The 19,142-nt window shown below is 73.9% G+C and carries 21 protein-coding genes; 17 read left to right on the plus strand and 4 right to left on the minus strand.

All coding sequences use genetic code 11. The features are described 5' to 3' along the window. Positions 1 to 3: 3 nt before the first annotated feature. From ffh to rnhB, 8 genes are all read left to right on the plus strand, one after another. Positions 4 to 1,341: a signal recognition particle protein gene (gene ffh / locus DSM104299_RS12330; protein WP_272477609.1), complete on the plus strand. Its 1,338-nt coding sequence runs from the start codon at positions 4 to 6 to the stop codon at positions 1,339 to 1,341. Between the two features lie 79 nt (positions 1,342 to 1,420). Further along, on the plus strand, positions 1,421 to 1,669 hold the full coding sequence (rpsP, locus tag DSM104299_RS12335; RefSeq protein WP_272477610.1) for a 30S ribosomal protein S16: 249 nt from the start codon (positions 1,421 to 1,423) through the stop codon (positions 1,667 to 1,669). A 15-nt stretch (positions 1,670 to 1,684) separates the two neighbouring features. Next, positions 1,685 to 1,918 (plus strand): KH domain-containing protein, encoded by a 234-nt coding sequence (locus DSM104299_RS12340; protein WP_272477611.1) that lies wholly within the window; start codon positions 1,685 to 1,687, stop codon positions 1,916 to 1,918. A gap of 13 nt (positions 1,919 to 1,931) precedes the next feature. Continuing rightward, positions 1,932 to 2,444 carry a ribosome maturation factor RimM gene (rimM, locus tag DSM104299_RS12345; RefSeq protein WP_272477612.1) on the plus strand — a complete coding sequence of 171 codons (513 nt, stop codon included), beginning with the start codon at positions 1,932 to 1,934 and terminating at the stop codon, positions 2,442 to 2,444. Then, positions 2,444 to 3,250, plus strand: coding sequence for a tRNA (guanosine(37)-N1)-methyltransferase TrmD (trmD, locus tag DSM104299_RS12350; protein WP_272477613.1), 807 nt, complete (start codon positions 2,444 to 2,446; stop codon positions 3,248 to 3,250). The genes rimM and trmD overlap by 1 nt, the downstream gene beginning before the upstream one ends. 92 nt (positions 3,251 to 3,342) lie before the next feature. Further along, on the plus strand, positions 3,343 to 3,933 hold the full coding sequence (gene rplS / locus DSM104299_RS29395) for a 50S ribosomal protein L19 (protein ID WP_349294511.1): 591 nt from the start codon (positions 3,343 to 3,345) through the stop codon (positions 3,931 to 3,933). Continuing rightward, a complete protein-coding gene (lepB, locus tag DSM104299_RS12360; protein WP_272477614.1) occupies positions 3,934 to 4,560 on the plus strand; it encodes a signal peptidase I in 627 nt (208 codons plus the stop codon). Between the two features lie 7 nt (positions 4,561 to 4,567). Next, positions 4,568 to 5,350, plus strand: coding sequence for a ribonuclease HII (gene rnhB / locus DSM104299_RS12365; RefSeq protein ID WP_272477615.1), 783 nt, complete (start codon positions 4,568 to 4,570; stop codon positions 5,348 to 5,350). A 16-nt stretch (positions 5,351 to 5,366) separates the two neighbouring features. On the opposite strand, the gene DSM104299_RS12370 is transcribed toward rnhB, so the two are convergent. Beyond that, complete coding sequence (locus DSM104299_RS12370; RefSeq protein WP_272477616.1) at positions 5,367 to 5,735, minus strand: YraN family protein; 369 nt, start codon at positions 5,733 to 5,735, stop codon at positions 5,367 to 5,369. A gap of 79 nt (positions 5,736 to 5,814) precedes the next feature. Here DSM104299_RS12370 and DSM104299_RS12375 point away from each other — a divergent pair, with 79 nt between their 5' ends. From DSM104299_RS12375 to dprA, 4 genes are all read left to right on the plus strand, one after another. After that, positions 5,815 to 6,153, plus strand: a complete 339-nt coding sequence (locus DSM104299_RS12375; protein ID WP_272477617.1) for an FHA domain-containing protein — start codon at positions 5,815 to 5,817, stop codon at positions 6,151 to 6,153. Between the two features lie 82 nt (positions 6,154 to 6,235). After that, a complete protein-coding gene (locus tag DSM104299_RS12380) occupies positions 6,236 to 9,580 on the plus strand; it encodes a hypothetical protein (protein WP_272477618.1) in 3,345 nt (1,114 codons plus the stop codon). Positions 9,581 to 9,683: 103 nt separating this feature from the next. Then, positions 9,684 to 11,213 (plus strand): YifB family Mg chelatase-like AAA ATPase, encoded by a 1,530-nt coding sequence (locus DSM104299_RS12385; RefSeq protein ID WP_272477619.1) that lies wholly within the window; start codon positions 9,684 to 9,686, stop codon positions 11,211 to 11,213. Beyond that, positions 11,210 to 12,391, plus strand: coding sequence for a DNA-processing protein DprA (gene dprA, locus DSM104299_RS12390; RefSeq protein WP_272477620.1), 1,182 nt, complete (start codon positions 11,210 to 11,212; stop codon positions 12,389 to 12,391). Before DSM104299_RS12385 ends, dprA begins: the two co-directional genes overlap by 4 nt. Before the next feature lie 68 nt (positions 12,392 to 12,459). Here dprA and DSM104299_RS12395 read toward each other — a convergent pair whose 3' ends face one another. Beyond that, positions 12,460 to 13,257, minus strand: coding sequence for a GNAT family N-acetyltransferase (locus DSM104299_RS12395; RefSeq protein WP_272477621.1), 798 nt, complete (start codon positions 13,255 to 13,257; stop codon positions 12,460 to 12,462). A gap of 239 nt (positions 13,258 to 13,496) precedes the next feature. On the opposite strand from DSM104299_RS12395, the gene thiD reads away from it, so the two are divergent. The 4 genes from thiD to ilvD all read left to right on the plus strand — a co-directional run bounded on the left by thiD (position 13,497) and on the right by ilvD (position 17,113). Further along, complete coding sequence (gene thiD / locus DSM104299_RS12400; protein WP_272477622.1) at positions 13,497 to 14,363, plus strand: bifunctional hydroxymethylpyrimidine kinase/phosphomethylpyrimidine kinase; 867 nt, start codon at positions 13,497 to 13,499, stop codon at positions 14,361 to 14,363. Positions 14,364 to 14,490: 127 nt separating this feature from the next. Continuing rightward, positions 14,491 to 14,724, plus strand: a complete 234-nt coding sequence (locus DSM104299_RS12405) for a hypothetical protein (RefSeq protein WP_272477623.1) — start codon at positions 14,491 to 14,493, stop codon at positions 14,722 to 14,724. A 22-nt stretch (positions 14,725 to 14,746) separates the two neighbouring features. Further along, on the plus strand, positions 14,747 to 15,367 hold the full coding sequence (locus tag DSM104299_RS12410) for a hypothetical protein (protein WP_272477624.1): 621 nt from the start codon (positions 14,747 to 14,749) through the stop codon (positions 15,365 to 15,367). A 57-nt stretch (positions 15,368 to 15,424) separates the two neighbouring features. Continuing rightward, entirely contained in the window at positions 15,425 to 17,113 is a 1,689-nt protein-coding gene (ilvD, locus tag DSM104299_RS12415) for a dihydroxy-acid dehydratase (protein ID WP_272477625.1), read from the plus strand. Here ilvD and DSM104299_RS12420 read toward each other — a convergent pair. Beyond that, positions 17,100 to 17,510: a VOC family protein gene (locus DSM104299_RS12420; protein WP_272477626.1), complete on the minus strand. Its 411-nt coding sequence runs from the start codon at positions 17,508 to 17,510 to the stop codon at positions 17,100 to 17,102. The two genes, ilvD and DSM104299_RS12420, sit on opposite strands and share 14 nt — an antisense overlap. 45 nt (positions 17,511 to 17,555) lie before the next feature. Next, positions 17,556 to 18,494, minus strand: coding sequence for an alpha/beta fold hydrolase (locus DSM104299_RS12425; RefSeq protein ID WP_272477627.1), 939 nt, complete (start codon positions 18,492 to 18,494; stop codon positions 17,556 to 17,558). A 53-nt stretch (positions 18,495 to 18,547) separates the two neighbouring features. Here DSM104299_RS12425 and DSM104299_RS12430 point away from each other — a divergent pair, with 53 nt between their 5' ends. After that, the gene (locus DSM104299_RS12430) at positions 18,548 to 19,117 is read left to right on the plus strand and encodes a 5' nucleotidase, NT5C type (RefSeq protein ID WP_272477628.1); all 570 of its coding nucleotides are present in this window, start codon (positions 18,548 to 18,550) and stop codon (positions 19,115 to 19,117) included. Positions 19,118 to 19,142: the final 25 nt, after the last annotated feature.

Raw genomic sequence — 19,142 nt, forward strand, 5'->3', positions numbered from 1 at the left:
CTCGTGTTCGACGCCCTTGCCGAGAAGCTCCAAGAGACCCTGTCCGACGTCCGCGGCCGCGGCACGCTGACCGAGGACGACGTCAACAAGGCCATGCGCGAGATCCGCCTCGCGCTGCTGGAGGCCGACGTCAACTTCAAGGTCGTCAAGCAGTTCACGGCGACGGTCAAGGAGCGCTGCCTGGGCGCCGACGTCCTCGGCCAGCTCAACCCGGGCCAGCAGGTCGTCAAGATCGTCAACGAGGAGCTGACCGCGTTGATGGGCGGCTCCTCGGCCGGCATAACGTTCGCGCCGCGCCCGCCGACGGTCATCCTGATGGCCGGCCTCCAGGGCTCAGGCAAGACGACGGCGACGGCCAAGCTCGCGAAGCTCTTGAAGGAGAAGAACGGGTCGTCGGTCGCGGTCGCCGCGTGCGACGTCTACCGGCCGGCGGCGGTCGAGCAGCTCGTGAAGGTCGGCGGCCAGGCCGGCGCCACCGTCTACGAGCAGGGCACCGACAAGGACCCCGTCGACATCGCGCGCTGGGCGCTGGACCAGGCCAAGATGGAGGGCAAGGACGTCCTCATCGTCGACACCTCCGGCCGCCTGCACGTCGACGAGCGCCTGATGCAGGAGCTCAAGGACATCCGCAAGGCGGTCAAGCCGACCTCGATCCTGCTCGTCGTCGACGCGATGACCGGCCAGGACGCCGTGAACGTCGCCGAGCAGTTCGCCGAGGCCGTGGACTTCGACGGCGTCGTGATGTCCAAGCTCGACGGCGACGCCCGCGGCGGCGCCGCGCTCTCGGTCAAGGCCGTCACCGGCAAGCCGATCCTGTTCGCGTCGGTCGGCGAGAAGCTCGAGCAGTTCGAGGCCTTCCATCCCGACCGGATGGCGCAGCGGATCCTCGGGATGGGCGACGTCATGTCGCTGATCGAGAAGGCCGAGAAGCAGTTCGACGAGGACGAGGCCAAGGAGCTCGAGCGCAAGCTGCGCAAGGACGAGTTCACGCTCGAGGACTTCCTCAAGCAGCTGCGCCAGCTGCGCAAGATGGGCCCCCTGACCTCGCTGCTGGGCATGATGCCGGGCTTCGCCGGCCAGCAGCTCAAGGGCCTGAAGGTCGACGAGAAGGAGCTCGACCGCGTCCAGGCGATCATCCTCTCGATGACGGCCGAGGAGCGCCGCCGGCCGGAGCTCATCAAGGGCTCGCGCCGCCTGCGCATCGCCAAGGGCTCGGGCACGACGGTGCAGGCCGTCAACCAGCTCGTCAAGCAGTTCGGCCAGATGCGCAAGGTCATGAAGCAGATCGGCAAGGGCGGCCGCATGCCGGACCTGCAAGCCATGATGCGCCAGGGTCGCTAACCTCCAGCGTCGCTCTCGCGCGCGATCATCCGCGCGCGCTCGCACCACCTTCCCCAGTTCCAACCCGCAAGGACACAGAATGGCCGTTCGACTCCGACTGACGCGCGTGGGCGCGAAGAAGAACGCGATCTGGCGCATCGTCGCCGCCGATCAGCGCTCCCCGCGCGACGGCCGCAACATCGAGATCCTGGGGCAGTACAACCCCCAGACCGAGCCGTCGACCATCTCGGTCAACGAGGACCGCGTGCGCCACTGGGTCGCCACCGGCGCGACGGCCACCCCGCAGGTCCGCAAGCTCCTGCGCACGCAGGGCATCGAAATCGCCTAGGACGTCTCGCCCGCGATGAAGGACCTGCTCGACTACCTCGTACGTCAGCTCGTCGACCATCCCGACAGCGTCGCGGTGGAGCAGTTCGACGAGGAGGACGGCACGGTCGTCCTCGAGCTGTCGGTCGGCGACGACGACTACGGCCGGGTGATCGGCAAGGGCGGACGCACCGCGAACGCGCTGCGGACCGTCGTCAAGGCCGCGGCCGTCAAGGAGCAGTGCCGCGTCCTCGTCGACATCGTCGACTAGGGCGCCCCGCGCCGTGTCCTCCGCGGACGACTCCGAGCTCATCAGCGTCGGACGCGTCGGCCGGCCCCACGGGCTGGACGGCTCCTTCCACGTGACGCAGCCGCGCGAGCGCGTCCTGGCCGCCGCCTCGACGCTCGTCGTGGACGGCCGGCCGATCGCGATCATGCGCCACGGCGGCACCCCGGCCCGGCCCGTGCTGCGGCTCGCCGGCGTCGACTCGCGCGAGGCGCTCGACGCGCTGCGCGGGACCGACCTGTACGTGCCGCGCGCCAGCGCGCCGCCGCTGGGGGAGGACGAGTGGCTGGCGGAGGACCTCGTCGGCTGCCGCGTGGTGGACGGCGAGGCGCCGATCGGCGTCGTCGCCAAGCTCCTGCCGTACCCGTCGTGCGAGCTGCTGGAGGTGCAGCGGCCCGAGCCCGGGGCCGGCGCCCTCCTCGTGCCGCTGATCTCCGACGCCGTCCGCGCGGTCGACGTCGAGCGCAAGCTCATCGACATCAACTTGACCTTCCTCGGCGAGGACGCCTGATGCAGCTCGACGTCGTGACCCTCTTCCCGGAGTGGTTCGACTGGTTCCAGACCCAGCGCCACGTCCGCAACGCCTCGCAGCAGGGGCACGAGCTGCGCACGTTCAACCCGCGCGACTGGACGCCGCTCAGCGGCGGCCAGGTCGACGACACGCCGTTCGGCGGGGGCGCCGGGATGGTGCTGCGCGTCGACGTCATGGACAAGGCGCTGCAGGGGATCTACAACCAGGATCCGGTCGACCTGCGCCGCGAGCGCCGCGTCATCGCGCTCACGCCCGGCGGGCGGATGCTCGACGACGCGCTCGTCGACGAGCTGGCGGGCGAGCCCGCGATCACGCTGCTGTGCGGGCGCTACGAGGGCTTCGACGAGCGCATCGTCCAGCACTTCGCGTCCGACGCGATCTCGGTCGGGCGGTTCGTCCTCAGCGGCGGCGAGCTCGCCGCGATGGTCGTCATGGACGCCGTGCTGCGCAAGCTGCCGGGCGCCCTGGGGCACGCGCACAGCGCGCTGGAGGAGTCGTTCTCCCAGGCGCTGGGCGGCGATCCCGAGTACCCGCACTACACCCGGCCCGCGGACTACCGCGGCTGGAAGGTCCCGCCGGTGCTGCTCAGCGGCCATCACGAGGAGATCGCCACCTGGCGCCGCGCGCGGTCCCAGGAGCGCGGCGTCGTGGGGCCGACGGCGCACCCGCCGGACCCCGAGTCCGACACGACGCGGCGCGGGGGAGGGCCGGACCCGTTCGGCCCGATGTCCGAGCAGGCGCCGCGCGGCTCGGGCCCGGATCCCTTCGGCCCCATGGGCTCGTAGGCTCGAACCCGAGGGGCCAGGCCCCCGGCGGGACTCTTCGCTACCATCACTCAGCCGACGCGCGGAGCCGATCTCCGCGCCTTCTCTTTGCCATGAGCACTGTCATCGACTCCCTTGAGCGCGCCCAGCTGCGCCGCGTCCCGTCCTTCCAGGCCGGCGACCGCGTCCGTGTCCACTTCCAGGTCATCGAGGGCACGCGTCGCCGTACGCAGGTCTTCGAAGGCGTGGTGATCAAGCGTCAGGGACATGGTGCGCGCGAGACCTTCACGGTCCGCAAGCAGTCCTTCGGCGTCGGCGTGGAGCGCACGTTCCCCGTGCACTCGCCGAAGATCGAGAAGATCGAGGTCGCGGCCCGCGGCGACGTCCGTCGCGCGAAGCTGTACTACCTCCGCGATCGCGTCGGCAAGGCCGCCCGCGTCCGCGAGCGCCGCTACGTCGGCCCCGAGGAAGTCGTCGAGGCCGGTCTGCTCCACGATCCCGCCGCGCAGCTCGAGGCCGAAGCGGCCGCGACCGACGGCGCCGTCGACGCCGAGGGCGCGTCGATCGAGGAGATCGTGCCGGAGGAGACGGCGGCCGACGCCGTCGAGGCTCCGGACGCCCCCGCGGCTGAGGCGAGCGACGAGGCAGCGGCCCCTGCGGCCGAGGCCGGCGCTCAGGCTGACGCCGACGCTGAGCAGAAGTAGATGAGCACCGCCTCTGGCGGGGCGAAGAAGGAGAAGTCGGCGGGGAGCTCGTTCATCGAGCTCATCGTCATCGTGGTCGTCGCGCTGGGCTTGGCGCTCGCCATCCAGGCGTTCCTCGTCAAGCCCTACCGGATCCCGAGCGAGTCGATGGTCCCGACCTTGAAGATCGGCCAGCGCGTCCTCGTCAACCGGTTGGGCAACCGCTTCAACAAGCCGGAAGTCGGCGAGATCATGGTGTTCCACCCGCCCAAGGGGGCGGACACGAACACCTGCGGCGACGCCGGCAAGAAGCCCGACGAGGCGTGCGACAAGCCGACGGCCACGAAGGCCAGCGTGAACTTCATCAAGCGCGTCGTCGCCGGGCCGGGCGACAAGCTGTACATCAAGGGCGGGCACGCCTACGTCAACGGCAAGCGGCAGAAGGACGACTTCACGCGGCCGTGTGAAGGCGGCTCCGGCTGCGACTTCCCGCGCGAGATCACCATTCCGGCGGACCACTGGTTCATGATGGGCGACAACCGTGGCCAGTCGGACGACAGCCGGTTCTGGGGCCCCGTTCCCCGCAAGTGGATCATCGGCGGTGCCTTCTCGACGTACTGGCCGCCGAAGCGCATCGGGCTCCTCTAGCACCGACGTGGCGCGCGAGAAGTACCCGACGCTCGCCGCTGAGCTCGCGGCCGCGGTGCCCGAGGGCGGCGACGCCCCGGCCGCCGACGTGCCCGAGGCTGTGCCGGCCGCCAAGCCGCGCGCCAAGGCCAAGCCGCGGGCCAAGAAGAAGCGTAAGGGCGGCCGCCGGCTGTTCCAGCACGACCGCGCGCTCGGCATCCGCTTCGTCGCCGGTGCCGACGAGGCCGGCCGCGGCAGCCTCGCCGGCCCGCTCGTGGCCGCCGCGGTGCTGTTCGACTACGAGCGCCTCGGCCCGCGCGAGGTCCGCGCGCTGTCGCTGCTCAACGACTCCAAGCAGCACACCGAGGAGGCGCGCGAGGCGCTCTACCCGGTGGTGATGCGGATCGCGACGCGCGTCGCCGTCGTGTCCCGATCGGCCGGCGGCATCGACACCCGCGGCCTGCACAAGACCAACCTCGCCGCGCTGCGCGAGTCGCTCCTGAAGGTCGCCCGCCCGGGCTGCATCTGCCTGAGCGACGGCTTCCCGGTCGGCGACCTCGACGGCCACGACCGCCGAGCGATCGTCGACGGCGACTGCAAGTCCGCCGCGATCGCCGCGGCATCGATCATCGCCAAGGTCACCCGCGACCGCTTCATGCACCGCGCCGACGCCCGCCACCCGGGCTGGGACTTCGCGACCCACGTCGGCTACTCGACCCCCGAGCACCGCGACGCGATCCAGCGCATCGGCGTCTCGCCCCTGCATCGCATGTCGTTCCAGTCGGCGGCCTACCAGGGCCTGCCGCTCTAGCGTCCGCATCCGCACGCTAGAACGCGTCTTCCAGGTGCTCGAGCCGCGTGAGGCGGCCGCGAGGGTCGAGGACGACGCCGATCGCGTCGAAGCGCAGGAGGCGAACGCGGGGGCGGTCGGTGGTGTCGGTCAGGTAGGCGCGCGCCATCCGGCGGACCTGGGCGCGCTTGGCGTCGTGCAGGCCGTCCCAGGGCTCGCCGCGCCCGCGGCGGGTCTTGACCTCGACGAACACGAGCGTCGTGCCGTCGGTCGCGATCACGTCGATCTCCCCGTACCGCGTGCGGTGGTTGCGCGTCACGATCGCGTAGCCCAGCCGCTCCAGGTGCTGGGCGGCCAAGTCCTCGCCGATGCGGCCGAGGTGCTGGCGGGGATCGGTGGTCGACACCCGGGCGAAGCTACGCGCCAACCCTTCCCAGGTCTGGCGCGGAACGTGACGATTCCGCGGCGGTTGCGTTCCGGACGCGATGAGACGGACGTCCTCGCACCGACGGATCGGCGATCGCCTGCGCGTCGCCGCGACGCGGCGCGCGGCCGGCGACCGGCGCGTGCTCGTCCTGCCCGACGTCGCGCCCGGGACCCAGCTCCTGATCGGCCGCTCACGCGCCAGCGACCTGCGGTTCCTGGAGCCCACGGTCTCCCGCCGGCACGCGGCGCTGCAGCGCGTCGACGGCGGTTGGCTGCTCGTCGACCGCGCCTCCACGCACGGCACCTTCGTCAACGGCCGGCGCGTCGACCGCGCGATCCTGGCCGACGGCGACCACGTCGACCTCGGCCGCCACTGCCGGCTCGTCGTCCGCACCTGAGCTCGCGTGGAACGCCCCATCTGAGCTCGGCCATGCGTCCACGACGCTGCGGGTCGCGGCCCCGGATGCCGTTCCAAGGGAGGTGCGGCGGTCATCCGGTGCCCTGCTCTGCCTGCTCGCGGCGATCGCCGCGCTGCTGGCGCCTGCCGCCGCGGGCGCCGACGGCCTCCGCGACCCGCTCTCGGTCTCGCCGCTCGCGTCGCTGACCTCGGGCCCGCCCGTCAACGTCGGCGTGCCCACCGTGGCGGGGACGCTCATCGAGGGCCAGACCCTCGTCGCCGCCTCCGGCTCCTGGAACCCGTCGGCGACGAGCGCGACCTACCAGTGGCAGCGCGACACCGGCTCGGGCTACGCCGACATCTCCGGCGCGACGGCCACGACCTACACCCTCCTCGCCGCCGACGTCGGCGCGTCGCTGCGCGTGCACGTCGTCGCGACCAACGCGTCGGGCAGCGGCGCAGCGGACGCCGACGGCGTCGGCCCGATCATCGCCGGCGACCCCGTCAACACGGTCACGCCCGTGATCGCCGGCAACCTCCAGGGCGGCAGCACGCTGATCGCCGGCGTCGGCAGCTGGCACCCGGCCGGCACGTCCTACAGCTTCAAGTGGCAGCGCGACAGCGGCTCTGGCTACGCCGACATCGCGGGCGCGACCGCGATGACCTACACGACGGTCCCGGCGGACGTCACCGCCTCGATCCGCGTCCGGGTGACGGCGGTCAACGGCTTCGCGTCGGTCGTCGCGACCTCCAACGTCCTCGGCCCGATCACCACGGGCAAGCCGGCCAGCGTCGTCGCGCCCGTGATCACCGGGACGGCGAAGCGCGGCGTCGCGCTCGCCGCCAACTCCGGCAGCTGGAGCCCGGCGCCGACGAGCTACGCCTACCAGTGGCAGACCGACGCCGGCTCCGGCTACGTGGACATCGCCGGCGCGACGTCGACGAGCTACACGCCGGTCGGCGGCGACCTCGGCCATCCGCTGCAGGTCGTCGTCACCGCCACCAACTCCTTCGGGTCGACGGCCGCGACCTCCGCGGCCACCGCCGCCGTCGCCGCCGATCCCCCGGTGAACGTCGGCACGCCGTCGATCGCGGGCACCGCCAAGCGGACGTTCACGCTCACGGGCTCGGCCGGATCGTGGTCGCCGGCCGGCGCGGCCTTCACCTACCAGTGGCAGCGCGACACCGGCTCGGGCTTCGCCGACATCTCCGGCGCGACCGCCTCGTCCTACACCTTGGTCACGGCCGACGTCGGCGCGACGGTGCGCGTCAGGGTCAAGGCCACCAACGTGGACGGCAACGCCGTCGCCGCGTCGGCCCAGACCGCCGCGGTCGCCGCCGCGACGCCGGGCTCCTCGGTCGCGCCGGCGATCACGCAGGCCAACCGCATCGGCGAGGCGGTCACGACCTCCGACGGCTCATGGAACCCCGCGGCCGCGTCCTACGCCTACCAGTGGCAGCGGCGCGTCGCCGGCAGCTACGTCGACATCTCCGGCGCCACGAGCAGGACCTACACGTTGGTCACGGCCGACGTGGGGACGACGATCCGCTCCAAGGTCACCGCGACCAACGCCGACGGCACCGGCGCCGGCTACTCGGCGGCGTCGCCGACGATCGTCGCGCCGCCCGTCCCGCCGACGACGATCGCGGCGCCGGCCGGCACGCTGACCGACACCAACACCTTGACGATCGCCCCGGGCGTCTGGACGCCGTCGGCGACGACGCTCACCTACCAGTGGCTGCGCTGCCCGGCCGGCGCGACCGCCGTCGGGGGCTGCGTGACGATCGGCGCCGGCCAGTCCTACACCTTGGTCGGTCCGGACGTCGCGCACACGATCGCGGTCCGCGTGACCGGCATGGCGGGCGGCGTCTCGACGGTGGCGACGTCGACCTTCACCGCCGACGTCACCGGCCGGGCGCTCACGCTCGTCACCGCGCCGGCGATCAGCGGGACCGTCGAGGTCGCCGCGACCGTCCACGCGGTCCCTGCCCTCTGGAGCGTCCCGACGCTCACCGAGCGCTACCAGTGGCAGCGCTGCGCGGCGGACGGCAGCGCGTGCGTCGACATCGCCGGCGCCACCCGCCCGGACTACAAGGTCGCGGTCGCCGACAAGACCCACGCGCTGGTCGTCCACGAGACCGCGACGTCGTGGGGCCGGACAAGCACCGCCGACTCCACGTTCGCGGTCGTCGACGACCAGCCGCTGCCGGGCAACGTCGACGCGCCGCTGGTCACCGGGACGGCGAAGCGCACCGGCAACCTGCAGGTCGCGCGCGGCTCGTGGGCGAACAACCCGACCGGCTTCAGCTACTCCTGGCAGCGCTGCGCGAGCGACGGCACGGGCTGCGCGGCGATCGCCGGGGAGACGCGCGCCAACCACATCCTGAGCTCGGCCGACGTCGGGCACACGATCCGCGGAGCGGTCACGGCGACCAACACGGAGGGGTCGGTCCTCGCGGTCTCGGCGCCGACCGCGGTCGTCGCGGCGGTGCTGCCCCAGCTGCTGAGCACCGGCGCGATCCACGGCACGCTGCAGGTGCCGCAGATGATCCAGGCGTACACGTCGAGCTGGAGCACGACGCCGGACACGCGCTTCGCCTACCAGTGGCAGCGCTGCGACGCGGCGGGCGCCAACTGCGTGGACATCGTGGGCGCGCGCACGCAGGCCTACCGGCTGCAGACGGCCGACGCGCGCGCCCGCCTGCGCGTGGTCCACGTCGCGACGAACCCGGACGGGTCGACGAGCGCGGCCACGCCGGTGACCGCGGCGATCCTGCCGGCGCCCCCGGGCGTCACGACCACGCCGCGGCTCAGCGGCGTCGGCCGCACCGACGTCGGCAAGACGCTGACGCTCACGCCGGGCCGCTGGAGCGCGGCCACGGAGATCACGACCAAGACGCTGGAGTTCTGGCGCTGCTCGCCGCGCTGCGTGTCGCTGCCGACGAACGGCGCGGGGTCCTACGTGCTGACCGACGCCGACGCGGGCGCGCTGATCCGCGGCTCGGAGACGGCGGTCGGCCCGGGTGGGACGGTCGTGTCCTGGGCGGCGTCGTGGCTGGGGCCGGTGCACTCGGCGGCGGTGGCGACGTCGTCGTTCGCGGTCAGCGGCGGGAGCCGGTCGCTGACGACGTCCAAGGGCCTGGTGCTGGCGCGGGTGACCGTGGGGTCGGGCGCGCATGCCGCGGCGGCTGCGGCGCCACCGATCACGAGCTCCGGCGCGCGGTCGGTGCGCATCGCGCTGCGGCGGGCCAAGACCGCTCCTCACGGCGCGCGCCTGCGCGCGTGGGCGTGCCTGGCGAAGCCGAGCGCGACGGGCGCCGTCGCGCCGTGCACGAAGGCCGTGTGGTTGAAGACGACGTCGACGCTGAAGCTGGCGGTGCCCAAGGGCCAGCGCCTGCGGGTCGTCGTCGTGCGCAAGCGGCGCTAGCCGCGCGGGCGCGCCGGTCGCCGCGGGTGCGTCACGGCGCCTGCGCAGGATCGTTGCGAACCGCGTGTCTCACCGCGCGCTCGCGTCCGTAGCGTCGCCGGGCATGTTGGCCCACGTCACCACCTTCGCGATCCACGGCGTCGAGAGCCGGCGCGTCACCGTCGAGGTCGACGTCCGGCCCGGCCTGCCGAACTTCCTGATCGTCGGGCTCGGCGACCGCGCGGTGCGCGAGGCGCGGGAGCGCGTCCGGGCGGCGATCCTCAACTCCGGCTTCGAGTTCCCGGCGCGGCGCATCACGGTCAACCTGGCGCCGGCGTCGCTGCGCAAGGAGGGGCCGGGCTTCGACCTGGCTATCGCGTGCGGCGTGCTGGCCGCGGGCGCGCAGCTCCCGGCCCAGGAGCTGGAGCGCGTCGCCGTGTTCGGCGAGCTCGCCCTGGGCGGCGAGCTGCGGCCGTGCCGCGGGGTGCTCGCGGTCGCCGAGGGCACCGTGGCCGCGGGTCTGATCGGCCTGGTGCTGCCCGCGCCGCACGCCCGCGAGGCGGCGCTGGTCGACGACCTCGGCGTGCACGGCGCGACCACGCTGGCCGAGGTCGCGCAGATCCTGCGCGGCGAGAGCGCCGGCACGGCGCCACCGCCCGACGACCCGCTGCCACCGCTCGCGTCCGGGTCGACGCTCGACCTCGCCGACGTCCGCGGCCACAGCGCGCCGCTGCGCGCGCTGGCGATCGCGGCGGCGGGCGGCCACAACCTGCTGCTCGCCGGGCCGCCCGGCACCGGCAAGACGATGCTCGCCCAGCGCCTGCCGTCGATCCTCCCGCCGCTCACGCGCGCCGAGGCGATCGAGGTGACGCGGATCGCCGGCGTCGCCGGGCTGCGGCCGTGCGCGGGCCTGGTCTGCGAGCGGCCATTCCGGTCGCCGCACCACACGATCTCGGCGTCCGGGCTCGTCGGTGGCGGCGGGGTCCCGACGCCGGGCGAGGCGACGCTCGCCCACCACGGCGTCCTGTTCTTGGACGAGCTGCCGGAGTTCCGCCGCTCGACGCTGGAGGCGATGCGCCAACCGCTGGAGGACGGGCGCGTGGCGATCGTGCGCAGCCAGCGCCATGCGGTGTTCCCGGCCCGGTTCATGTTGGTGGCCTCGACCAACCCGTGCCCGTGCGGCTTCGCCGGGACGCCGCGCTGCCGGTGCGGCGAGAACGACGTCGCGCGCTACCGCCGCCGGCTCAGCGGTCCGCTGCTCGACCGCATGGACCTGCTCGTCGACGTGCAGCGCCCGACGCCGGCCGACTTCGCCGCCGGGCCGGTCTGCACGTCGGCGACCGAGCGCGAGCGCGTGGTCGCGGCGCGCGAGCGCCAGGGCGTCCGTCTGGCCGGGACCGGCGTGCCGTGCAACGCGCAGTTGGACGCGGCGCTCGTGCGGCGCCACGTCGTGCTCGACGCGGCGGGGTCCGCGATCCTGCGGCGGGCCTACGACCGCGGCGCGCTGAGCCCGCGCGGCCATGACCGCGTGCTGCGCGTCGCGCGGACGATCGCCGACCTCGACGACCATGCGTCGGTCACGTCCGCGCACCTGCTCGAGGCATTGGGGCTGCGCCAGGACCTGTCGGACTTCGGCGACGAGGAGGCGGCGTGAGCGCCGCGACCGTGGCGACGACGGCGTGCGCGGCCTGTCTGCGGCGCTCGCGGCTGCTCGCGCTCGTCGCGGGCGGCATCGAGGTCGCGCACAGCCGGCGCCGGCCGATCCGCGACGTCCTGGCCCTCTCCGATCGGGACCTGATGAAGGCGGTGGGCGGGAGCGCGGAGGACGTCGCGAGCCTGCGCCAGCGGCTGGCCGCCCGCAGCGCGTTCGACCTGCTCGTCGCCGCGGCCGACGCCGACCTCGACGTGCTCTGCCGCCACACCGACGACTACCCCGAGCGGCTGACCGACGACCGCTCGGCGCCGGCTGCGCTGTACGTGCGCGCGGGGGAGGACGGCCGGTCGCGGCTGGCACGGCTCGTCGGCGACGGGCGCGGCGCGCCGCAGCCGCCGGCGGTCGCGATCGTCGGGACGCGCAAGGCGTCGCCCGAAGGCCTGGAGATCGCGCGCGGGCTCGGGCGCGGGCTGGCCTCGGCGGGCGTGACGGTCGTCTCCGGGATGGCGCTCGGGATCGACAGCGCGGCGCACGCCGGCGCGCTGGAGGTCGGCGGGCCGACGGTCGCCGTGCTGGCCGGCGGCGCCGACGTGCCGTACCCCGCGAGCAAGCGGCGGCTGTACGACGCGATCCTCGACGGCGGCGGCGCGATCGTGTCCGAGCTGCCGCCCGGCTTCCGCGCGTTCCGCTGGAACTTCCCTGCGCGCAACCGGATCATCGCGGGGCTCGCGCCGGCGACGATCGTCGTCGAGGCCGCCGAGCGCTCAGGGTCGCTGATCACCGCCGACCTGGCCCTCGACCTCGGCCGCGACGTCGCCGCCGTCCCGGGCCCGGTCAACAGCTGGCGCTCGAAGGGCGCCAACGCGCTGCTGCGCGACGGCGCGATCCTGGTCCGCGACGCCCACGACGCGCTCGACCTCGTGCTGGGCGTCGAGGCCGCCACGGTCGCCCGCGCGGCGGCGGCCGACCAGGCGGTCCCGCCGCCGCCGAGCCTGACGCGCGAGTTGATGGCCTTGCTCGCGGCCGTCGAGGACGGCGGCGACACCGTCACCGCCCTCGCGCCCGACCCCGCCGGCGCCGCCACCGTCCGCGCCGGCCTCATGGAGCTCGAGCTGCTCGGCCTCATCCGCCGCGCCCCCGCCGGCCGCATCGTGCGCACCACGCGCACCGTCACGTGACCGACCGCGCCGCCGCCTCCAGGAGGCGGCGGCGCGACCCGCCGGGGCGCCCGCTACGCCACGGCCCGCTACGCCACCGGGATCGACATGTGCAACATCGTGCTCGTGTCGCGGAAGCCCGCGCGGGCGTAGACGCGGTGGGCGTCGTCGCGGCCCGGGGTCAGCCAGACGGTCGTCTGGCCGCCGGCGAGCGCGGCGTGGGTCAGGTGCGCCGTGATCGCGCCGGCGATGCCGCGGTTGCGGTGCGACGCCAGCACGCCGATGCCGGCGATCTCGGTCACGCCGCCGGCCGGGACCGTCGCGACGCCGCCGCCGACCACCGAGCCGGTCGTCGTGTCGCGGGCCAGGGCCAGCAGGGTGCCGGCGGCCATCGACGCGCGCTGGCGGCCGACCTCGTCGGCGTCGACCTCGGGCTCCTCGACGCCGAAGGCCGAGTGCTGCGCGACGCGCATCCCGCGGAGGTCGTCGTCGGTGATCGGCGCCTCGATCGCGATGCCCTGCGGCGGCGCGAGGGCGACGGCGTCGCCGACCGCGCACGTCATCACGACCAGGCGGCCTTCCTCCGCGAAGCCGCCGGCGGCCAACGCCGCCTCGACCTTGGGCGCGACCGCCGGGAGGAACTCCAGGCGCGGCACGCGATCGCGCGCCCGGTAGACGGCGGCGAGCGCCGCGACGTCCTCCGTCGTCGGCCGGGCGCCGTCGTCGGGGAACGCGTAGTTGAGGTACGGGTTGGTCGAGTGCGGGTCGAACGTCGCCGTGAACGGGCCGACGCGTTCGGCGTCGCGGTCGCGCGTCGCGACCGTCCGCACGTACTGCTGAAGCTGCTGATCCAACGCGAGCGCGTCGGAAGGGGCGTGGAGATCCACTGGTTGAGGCCTTTCGGCTCGAAAGGGAGAACGACGGGCCGGGCGCGTCGCGCGCGCCGGGGCGATGCGAGGGATATGGAGCCGCGGCGGGCGGCTAGCGCACCATGCCGGCGGCCATCTGGGAACGCGTCGTCTGCAGAGGCCTCGCGCCGAACCTACCAACCGCGTCGCCGGCCGTCGAGCGCTCGCCGGCCGCGCAGACCGCTGGCCCGCCCGACGCGCGGCTAGCATCGCTCGCGATGACCGAGCCGCCCCCGCCGCACGTGCCCGTCTGCCTGTCGATCGCCGGCTCGGACTCCGGCGGCGGCGCCGGCATCCAGGCCGATCTGAAGGCCTTCGCCCGCTGCGGCGTGCACGGCACGACGGCCATCACGGCGATCACGGCGCAGAACACGGTCGCGGTGACGCGGGTCGCCGCGGTCGCCCCCGACATGGTCGTCGCCCAGATCGAGGCGGTCGCGTCGGACTTCACGGTCGCCGCCGTGAAGATCGGCATGGTCGGCGGCGCGCGGGTCATCGAGGCGGTCGCGGGCGCCCTGGACGCGCTGCCGCGGAGCACGCCGGTCGTCCTCGACCCGGTGATGATCGCCGAGTCCGGCGCCCGCCTCCTGCCCGAGGACGCCGAGCGCGCCCTGGTCGAGCTGCTGCTCCCGCGCGCGACCGTCGTCACGCCCAACGTCCCCGAGGCCCGCGCGCTGGCGGGCCACGGCGCGGCCGGCCTCGACGGCGCCGACCTCGCCCGCGCTGTCCACTCCGCCGGGGCGAACAACGTGGTCGTCACCGGCGGCCACCGCGCGGAGGCGACCGACGTCCTGCTCACCGCCGGCGACGACGCGATCCACGAGATCCCAGGCGCGCGCCACCCCGACGGCGCCGCGCACGGCTCCGGCTGCACGCACTCCTCGGCCCTCGCCGCGCACCTCGCGCTGGGCTTCACGCTGCTGGAATCCGCCCGCGCCGCGCGCGCGATCGCCGCCGCGGCGGTCCGCTACGGCCTCCGCGACCTCGGCGCCGGCGCCGGCCCGGTCAACGTCCTCGGCGTCGGCTACGGCGACGTCCACGCGGTGCCGAACGCCGGTCGGCTCGGCGCGGCCGCCCCGGCCTAGCCGCGGCCAAAGGCCTCGCAAGAGCGCCAAAGCGCCCAAACCCTGCCACGGAGACCGTGCAACGTCGCTCAGCGCCGCTCCCGGGCGCCGTCCCTTTGCCATAATCCGGCCGGTGAGGTTCCTGCGCATGAAGCCTGGTCATGGCGAGGTCCTCCTGGCCGAGGGTGACGTCGAGGTCGCCGCCGAGGAGCAGCTGCTCCTGGACGAGTTCCGGCGCCAGCTCGACGAGGGTATGTGGGCCGCCGTCCCGACCACCTCCGAGGCCGGCCGCCGCGAGGCCCAGATGGTCAAGGCCTTCGGCGACATCCCGCGCGACGCCGATCGCGTGATCTTCTTCCCGCGCGCCGCCGGCGGACGGTAGCCCGACCCGACCCGACGCAGCCATGGTCCTCGCCCTCAGCGCCACCCTCATCGTCATCGTGGCCCTGCTGTGGGAGGTCGCGGCACCCCGCGTCGTGGAGACCTACCGGCGCCACAAGGCACGCCGCGCGCTCGTCCCGGTCGACGTCTACGACCCCGGCCGCGAGCGCCGCGCCGAGCAGCGCGCCCGCCAGCTGCTGCGCTCCTGCGTCAACGACGAGGAGTGGGAGATGTACCGCGAGCTCGGCTTCATCCGGGTCTGGGGCGCGCTCGCGTCCGGCCCCGAGCAGGGCGGGACGCAGGCCACGCGCGCCGGTGCGCCGTACGCCTACATCATCTACCCGCACAAGCCGGTCGTCGCCTACCTGCCGCAGACCCGCGAGCTGCTGGCCGAGTACTGCGTGGCCTTCCCGGACGAGACGCGCCCCTACGGCTCGGCGCGCCTGCCGGACTCCGACGACGCGCTGGCCAAGTGGATGGCCTTGACTGGCGACGAGCGCCACCTCGTCTCCCAGGCCAACATGCACCTGCCCGGGCGCCAGATCGACCCCAAGCAGGTCCGCCGCGACCTGTGGCGCCTGACGCAGTGGGAGCAGTCCCGCCTGCGCCGCCTGGCGCGCGAGCAGCGCACCCCCGCGCCCTAGCCGCCGCGGCGCGGCGAGCGGGCGAGAACCCGCCGCCCCGCGGGTAGGGTCGGGCTCATGAGCGCCACGACCGACTTCGACCTCAAGCACAAGTCCCGGGCCCTCACCGACGGCCCGCAGCGGGCCGCCGCGCGCGCCTACCTCAAGGGCATCGGCTACTCCGACGAGGACCTCGCCAAGCCGATCGTCGGCGTCGCGAACACGTGGATCGAGACGATGCCGTGCAACTTCCACCTGCGCGCGCTGGCCAAGCACGTCAAGGACGGGATCCGCGCGGCGGGCGCGACGCCGATGGAGCTCAACACCATCGCCATCTCCGACGGCATCACGATGGGCACCTCGGGGATGAAGACGAGCCTCGTCTCCCGCGAGGTGATCGCCGACTCGATCGAGCTCGTCGCCCGCGGCCACCTCTTCGACGCCGTCATCGCCCTGAGCGGCTGCGACAAGACGATCCCCGGGACCGTGATGGCGCTCGCGCGCCTGGACCTGCCGAGCGTCATGGTCTACGGCGGCTCGATCCGCCCCGGCACGTTCGAGGGCCGCGACGTCACGATCATGGACGTCTTCGAGGCCGTCGGCGCGCACGCGTCGGGCCGCATGACGGACGCCCAGCTGAACGAGCTCGAGGGCGTCGCGAGCCCGGGCGCCGGCGCCTGCGGCGGCCAGTTCACGGCCAATACCATGGCCATGGCCTTCGAGGTGCTGGGCATCAGCCCGGCCGGCAGCGCGATGGTCCCGGCCGAGCACAAGGCCAAGCGCGAGGTCGCGTTCGAGGCCGGCCGGCTCGTGGTCGACGTTCTGCGCCGCGGCGTCACCGCCCGCCAGATCATCACCAAGCCCGCGTTGGAGAACGCGATCGCCGCGGTCGCGACCTCCGGCGGCTCGACCAACGCCGTCCTGCACCTGCTGGCCGTCGCCAAGGAGGCGGGGATCGCGCTCAGCATCGACGAGTTCGACGCGATCTCCACCGCCACGCCGCTGCTGTGCGACCTCAAGCCGGGCGGCGCCTACAACGCCGTGGACCTCTTCGCGGCCGGCGGCGTGCCGCTCGTGATGGCGCGCCTCAGCGCCATGGGGCGCCTGCACCGCGACGCGATCACCGTCACCGGCCAGACCGTGGGGGAGATCGCCGACGCCGCGACCGAGACCCCGGGCCAGCCGGTCGTCAAGCCGCTCGACGACCCGATCAAGCCCACCGGCGGCCTCGCGATCCTGCGCGGGAACCTCGCGCCGGAGGGCTGCGTCGTCAAGCTCGCCGGCCACGAGCGCCGCTACCACCAGGGCCCGGCGCGCGTCTTCGACGGCGAGGAGGCCGCGATGGCGGCGGTCATGACCAACACCATCGCCAAGGGCGACGTGGTCGTCATCCGCAACGAGGGCCCTGCCGGCGGGCCCGGCATGCGCGAGATGCTCGCCGTCACCGCCGCGCTCAACGGCGCCGGGCTGGGGGAGGACGTCGCGCTGCTCACCGACGGCCGCTTCTCCGGCGCGACGCACGGCTTCATGGGCGGCCACGTCGCGCCCGAGGCCGCGCGCGGCGGCCCGATCGCCGCGGTCCGCGACGGCGACGTCGTCACGATCGACGTGGACGACAAGGTCATCGACGTCGCCCTCGACGCCGCCGAGATCGCCCTTCGCGTCGCGGCCTACGCGCCCCCGGTCAGCCCGGACGCGACCGGCGTCCTGGCCAAGTACGCACGGCTGGTGTCGAGCGCGAGCGAGGGCGCCGTCACGGTTGGATGACCAGCAGCGCGTTGCCGTCCGGGTCGCGCAGCCCGAACATCGCGGGCGTCGGCCCGACGACGTCGGCCGAGCCCACGCGGATCGCGACGTCGCCGCCGGGCCGCGCGACGACCGCGTCGACGTCGGCGCCCGCGGCGCGCAGCGACGCGTGCAGCGCGCCGAGGTCGCCGGCCGTCACGATCAGCCCCGTGTCGACCCCGACGGCGCTGGCCTCGGCGACGCCCGACAGCGCGATCCCGCACACCCCGTCCGGCGGGAACAGCTCGACCCACCGCGCCCCGTCGCCGAACAGGAAGTCCGCGCGCTGCTCGAAGCCCAGCGCCGCGTAGAACGCGATCGAGCGGTCGTGGTCGGTCGACGGGACCAGCACCAGGTGGATGCGGCCAACAGCGCTCATGCACCTATGCCCCGCGCCGGGCGCCGAACTCACCGGCGGACCGTCCTACTCGCGCAGGAACGCCTCGACCAGCGCGTTGAACGCCGCCGGGCGCTCGAACATCGCCACGTGCCCCGTGTCCTCGTACACCACGACCCGCGCGTCCGGGATCAGCTCGCCGAACATCCACGCGTCGCGGACCGGCACGAGCGGGTCGTCCTCGCCCCAGACCACGAGCGTCGGCGCCGCGATCTCGGGCAGCCGCTCGCGGATCGGGTAGTCGGTCAGCGCGTCGAACGCGTCGACGAACCCCGGCTTGCCGGAGCCGCGCAGCTGCTCGGCCACGAGCGCCGCCGGGAGCCGGTCGCCGTGCGCGGTGACGATCTTCATCATGGCCTTGCGTGATCGCGGCCGCCGCGCCAGCTCGTCGGACTGCGAGGCCAGCCACGCCGTCCCCATCCCCAGCGCGCGCGACAGCGGCTTGACCGCCCGGAACAGCCCGCGCTGGGACTCGACCGTCAGCCCGGCCGCGCTGACGAGCACCAGCCGCTCGACCGTGGTCGAGAACGCGATCGCCAGCTCCAGCCCGATGAAGCCGCCCATCGAGTTGCCGATCACGATCGCGCGCGTCACGCCCAAGACGCGCAGCAGCTCGTCCACCCACGCCGCGCAGCGGGAGATCGTGAACGTCTCCGCCGGCATCGGCGAGGCCCCGAAGCCGGGCAGGTCCATCGCGATGCAGCGGTAGCCCGCCGCCGCGAAGAACGGCAGGTTCTCCAGCCAGTTCGGCCACGAGCCGCTGAGCCCGTGGATGAAGACGATCGTCCCCTGGGCGGGTCCGGCGTCTGCCCCCGGACCGATGTCGATGACGTTGATCGGGCGCCCCGCGACGTTCACCCAGCGCTGATGCGCGCGCCAGTCGACGTCCAGCCAGGCGCTCCGACCCACCGGTCCGTACAGCTCGACCGCGACGGTGTCGCGGTCGGCATTCAAAACGCTGGCCATGGCCCTACGATAAGTGGCGCGGGCCGACAGGGGAGCGGTCGCGCGGGTCAACCATGCGCATCGCCATCGACATCGATTCCACGCTCCACCACTACTGGGACGTCCTGTCGGACGCCGCCCACCGCCGCTTCGGCATCGACCTGCCCTACGAGGATCAGTTCGACTGGGGCATCACCCGCCTCAAGCCCGAGCAGCTGAAGTGCTGCATCGACGAGACCCACTGCGACAAGACGATCCGCGCGGGCCGCCCCTACCCGGGCGCCGTCGAGGCCGTCAACGCGTGGGCCGCCGCCGGCCACTTCATCCACGTCACCAGCCACCGCGCGACCACGTCGCACGCCGCGACCGCCGAGTGGCTGGACGCCATCGGCCTGCGCTTCGACGAGCTCTACTGCTCCTACGACAAGGTCGCCCGGTGCGAGGCGATCCGGATCGACCTCCTGATCGACGACAGCCCGACGAACATCCAGCGCGCGCTTGACGCCGGCATCGCGGTCGCCACGATCGAGCACCCCTGGAACCAGGACGTCTGCGAGACCGAGGACGTCGTCTGCGCCACCGATTGGCCCACGCTGGCCGCCAAGCTGGCGCCGATCGTGTTGGCCAAGCACACAATGGCCTAGGCACCGTCGCTTCGCGACGCGCCGC

Origin of the sequence: Baekduia alba, assembly GCF_028416635.1 — a bacterium.
GTDB lineage: Bacteria > Actinomycetota > Thermoleophilia > Solirubrobacterales > Solirubrobacteraceae > Baekduia > Baekduia alba.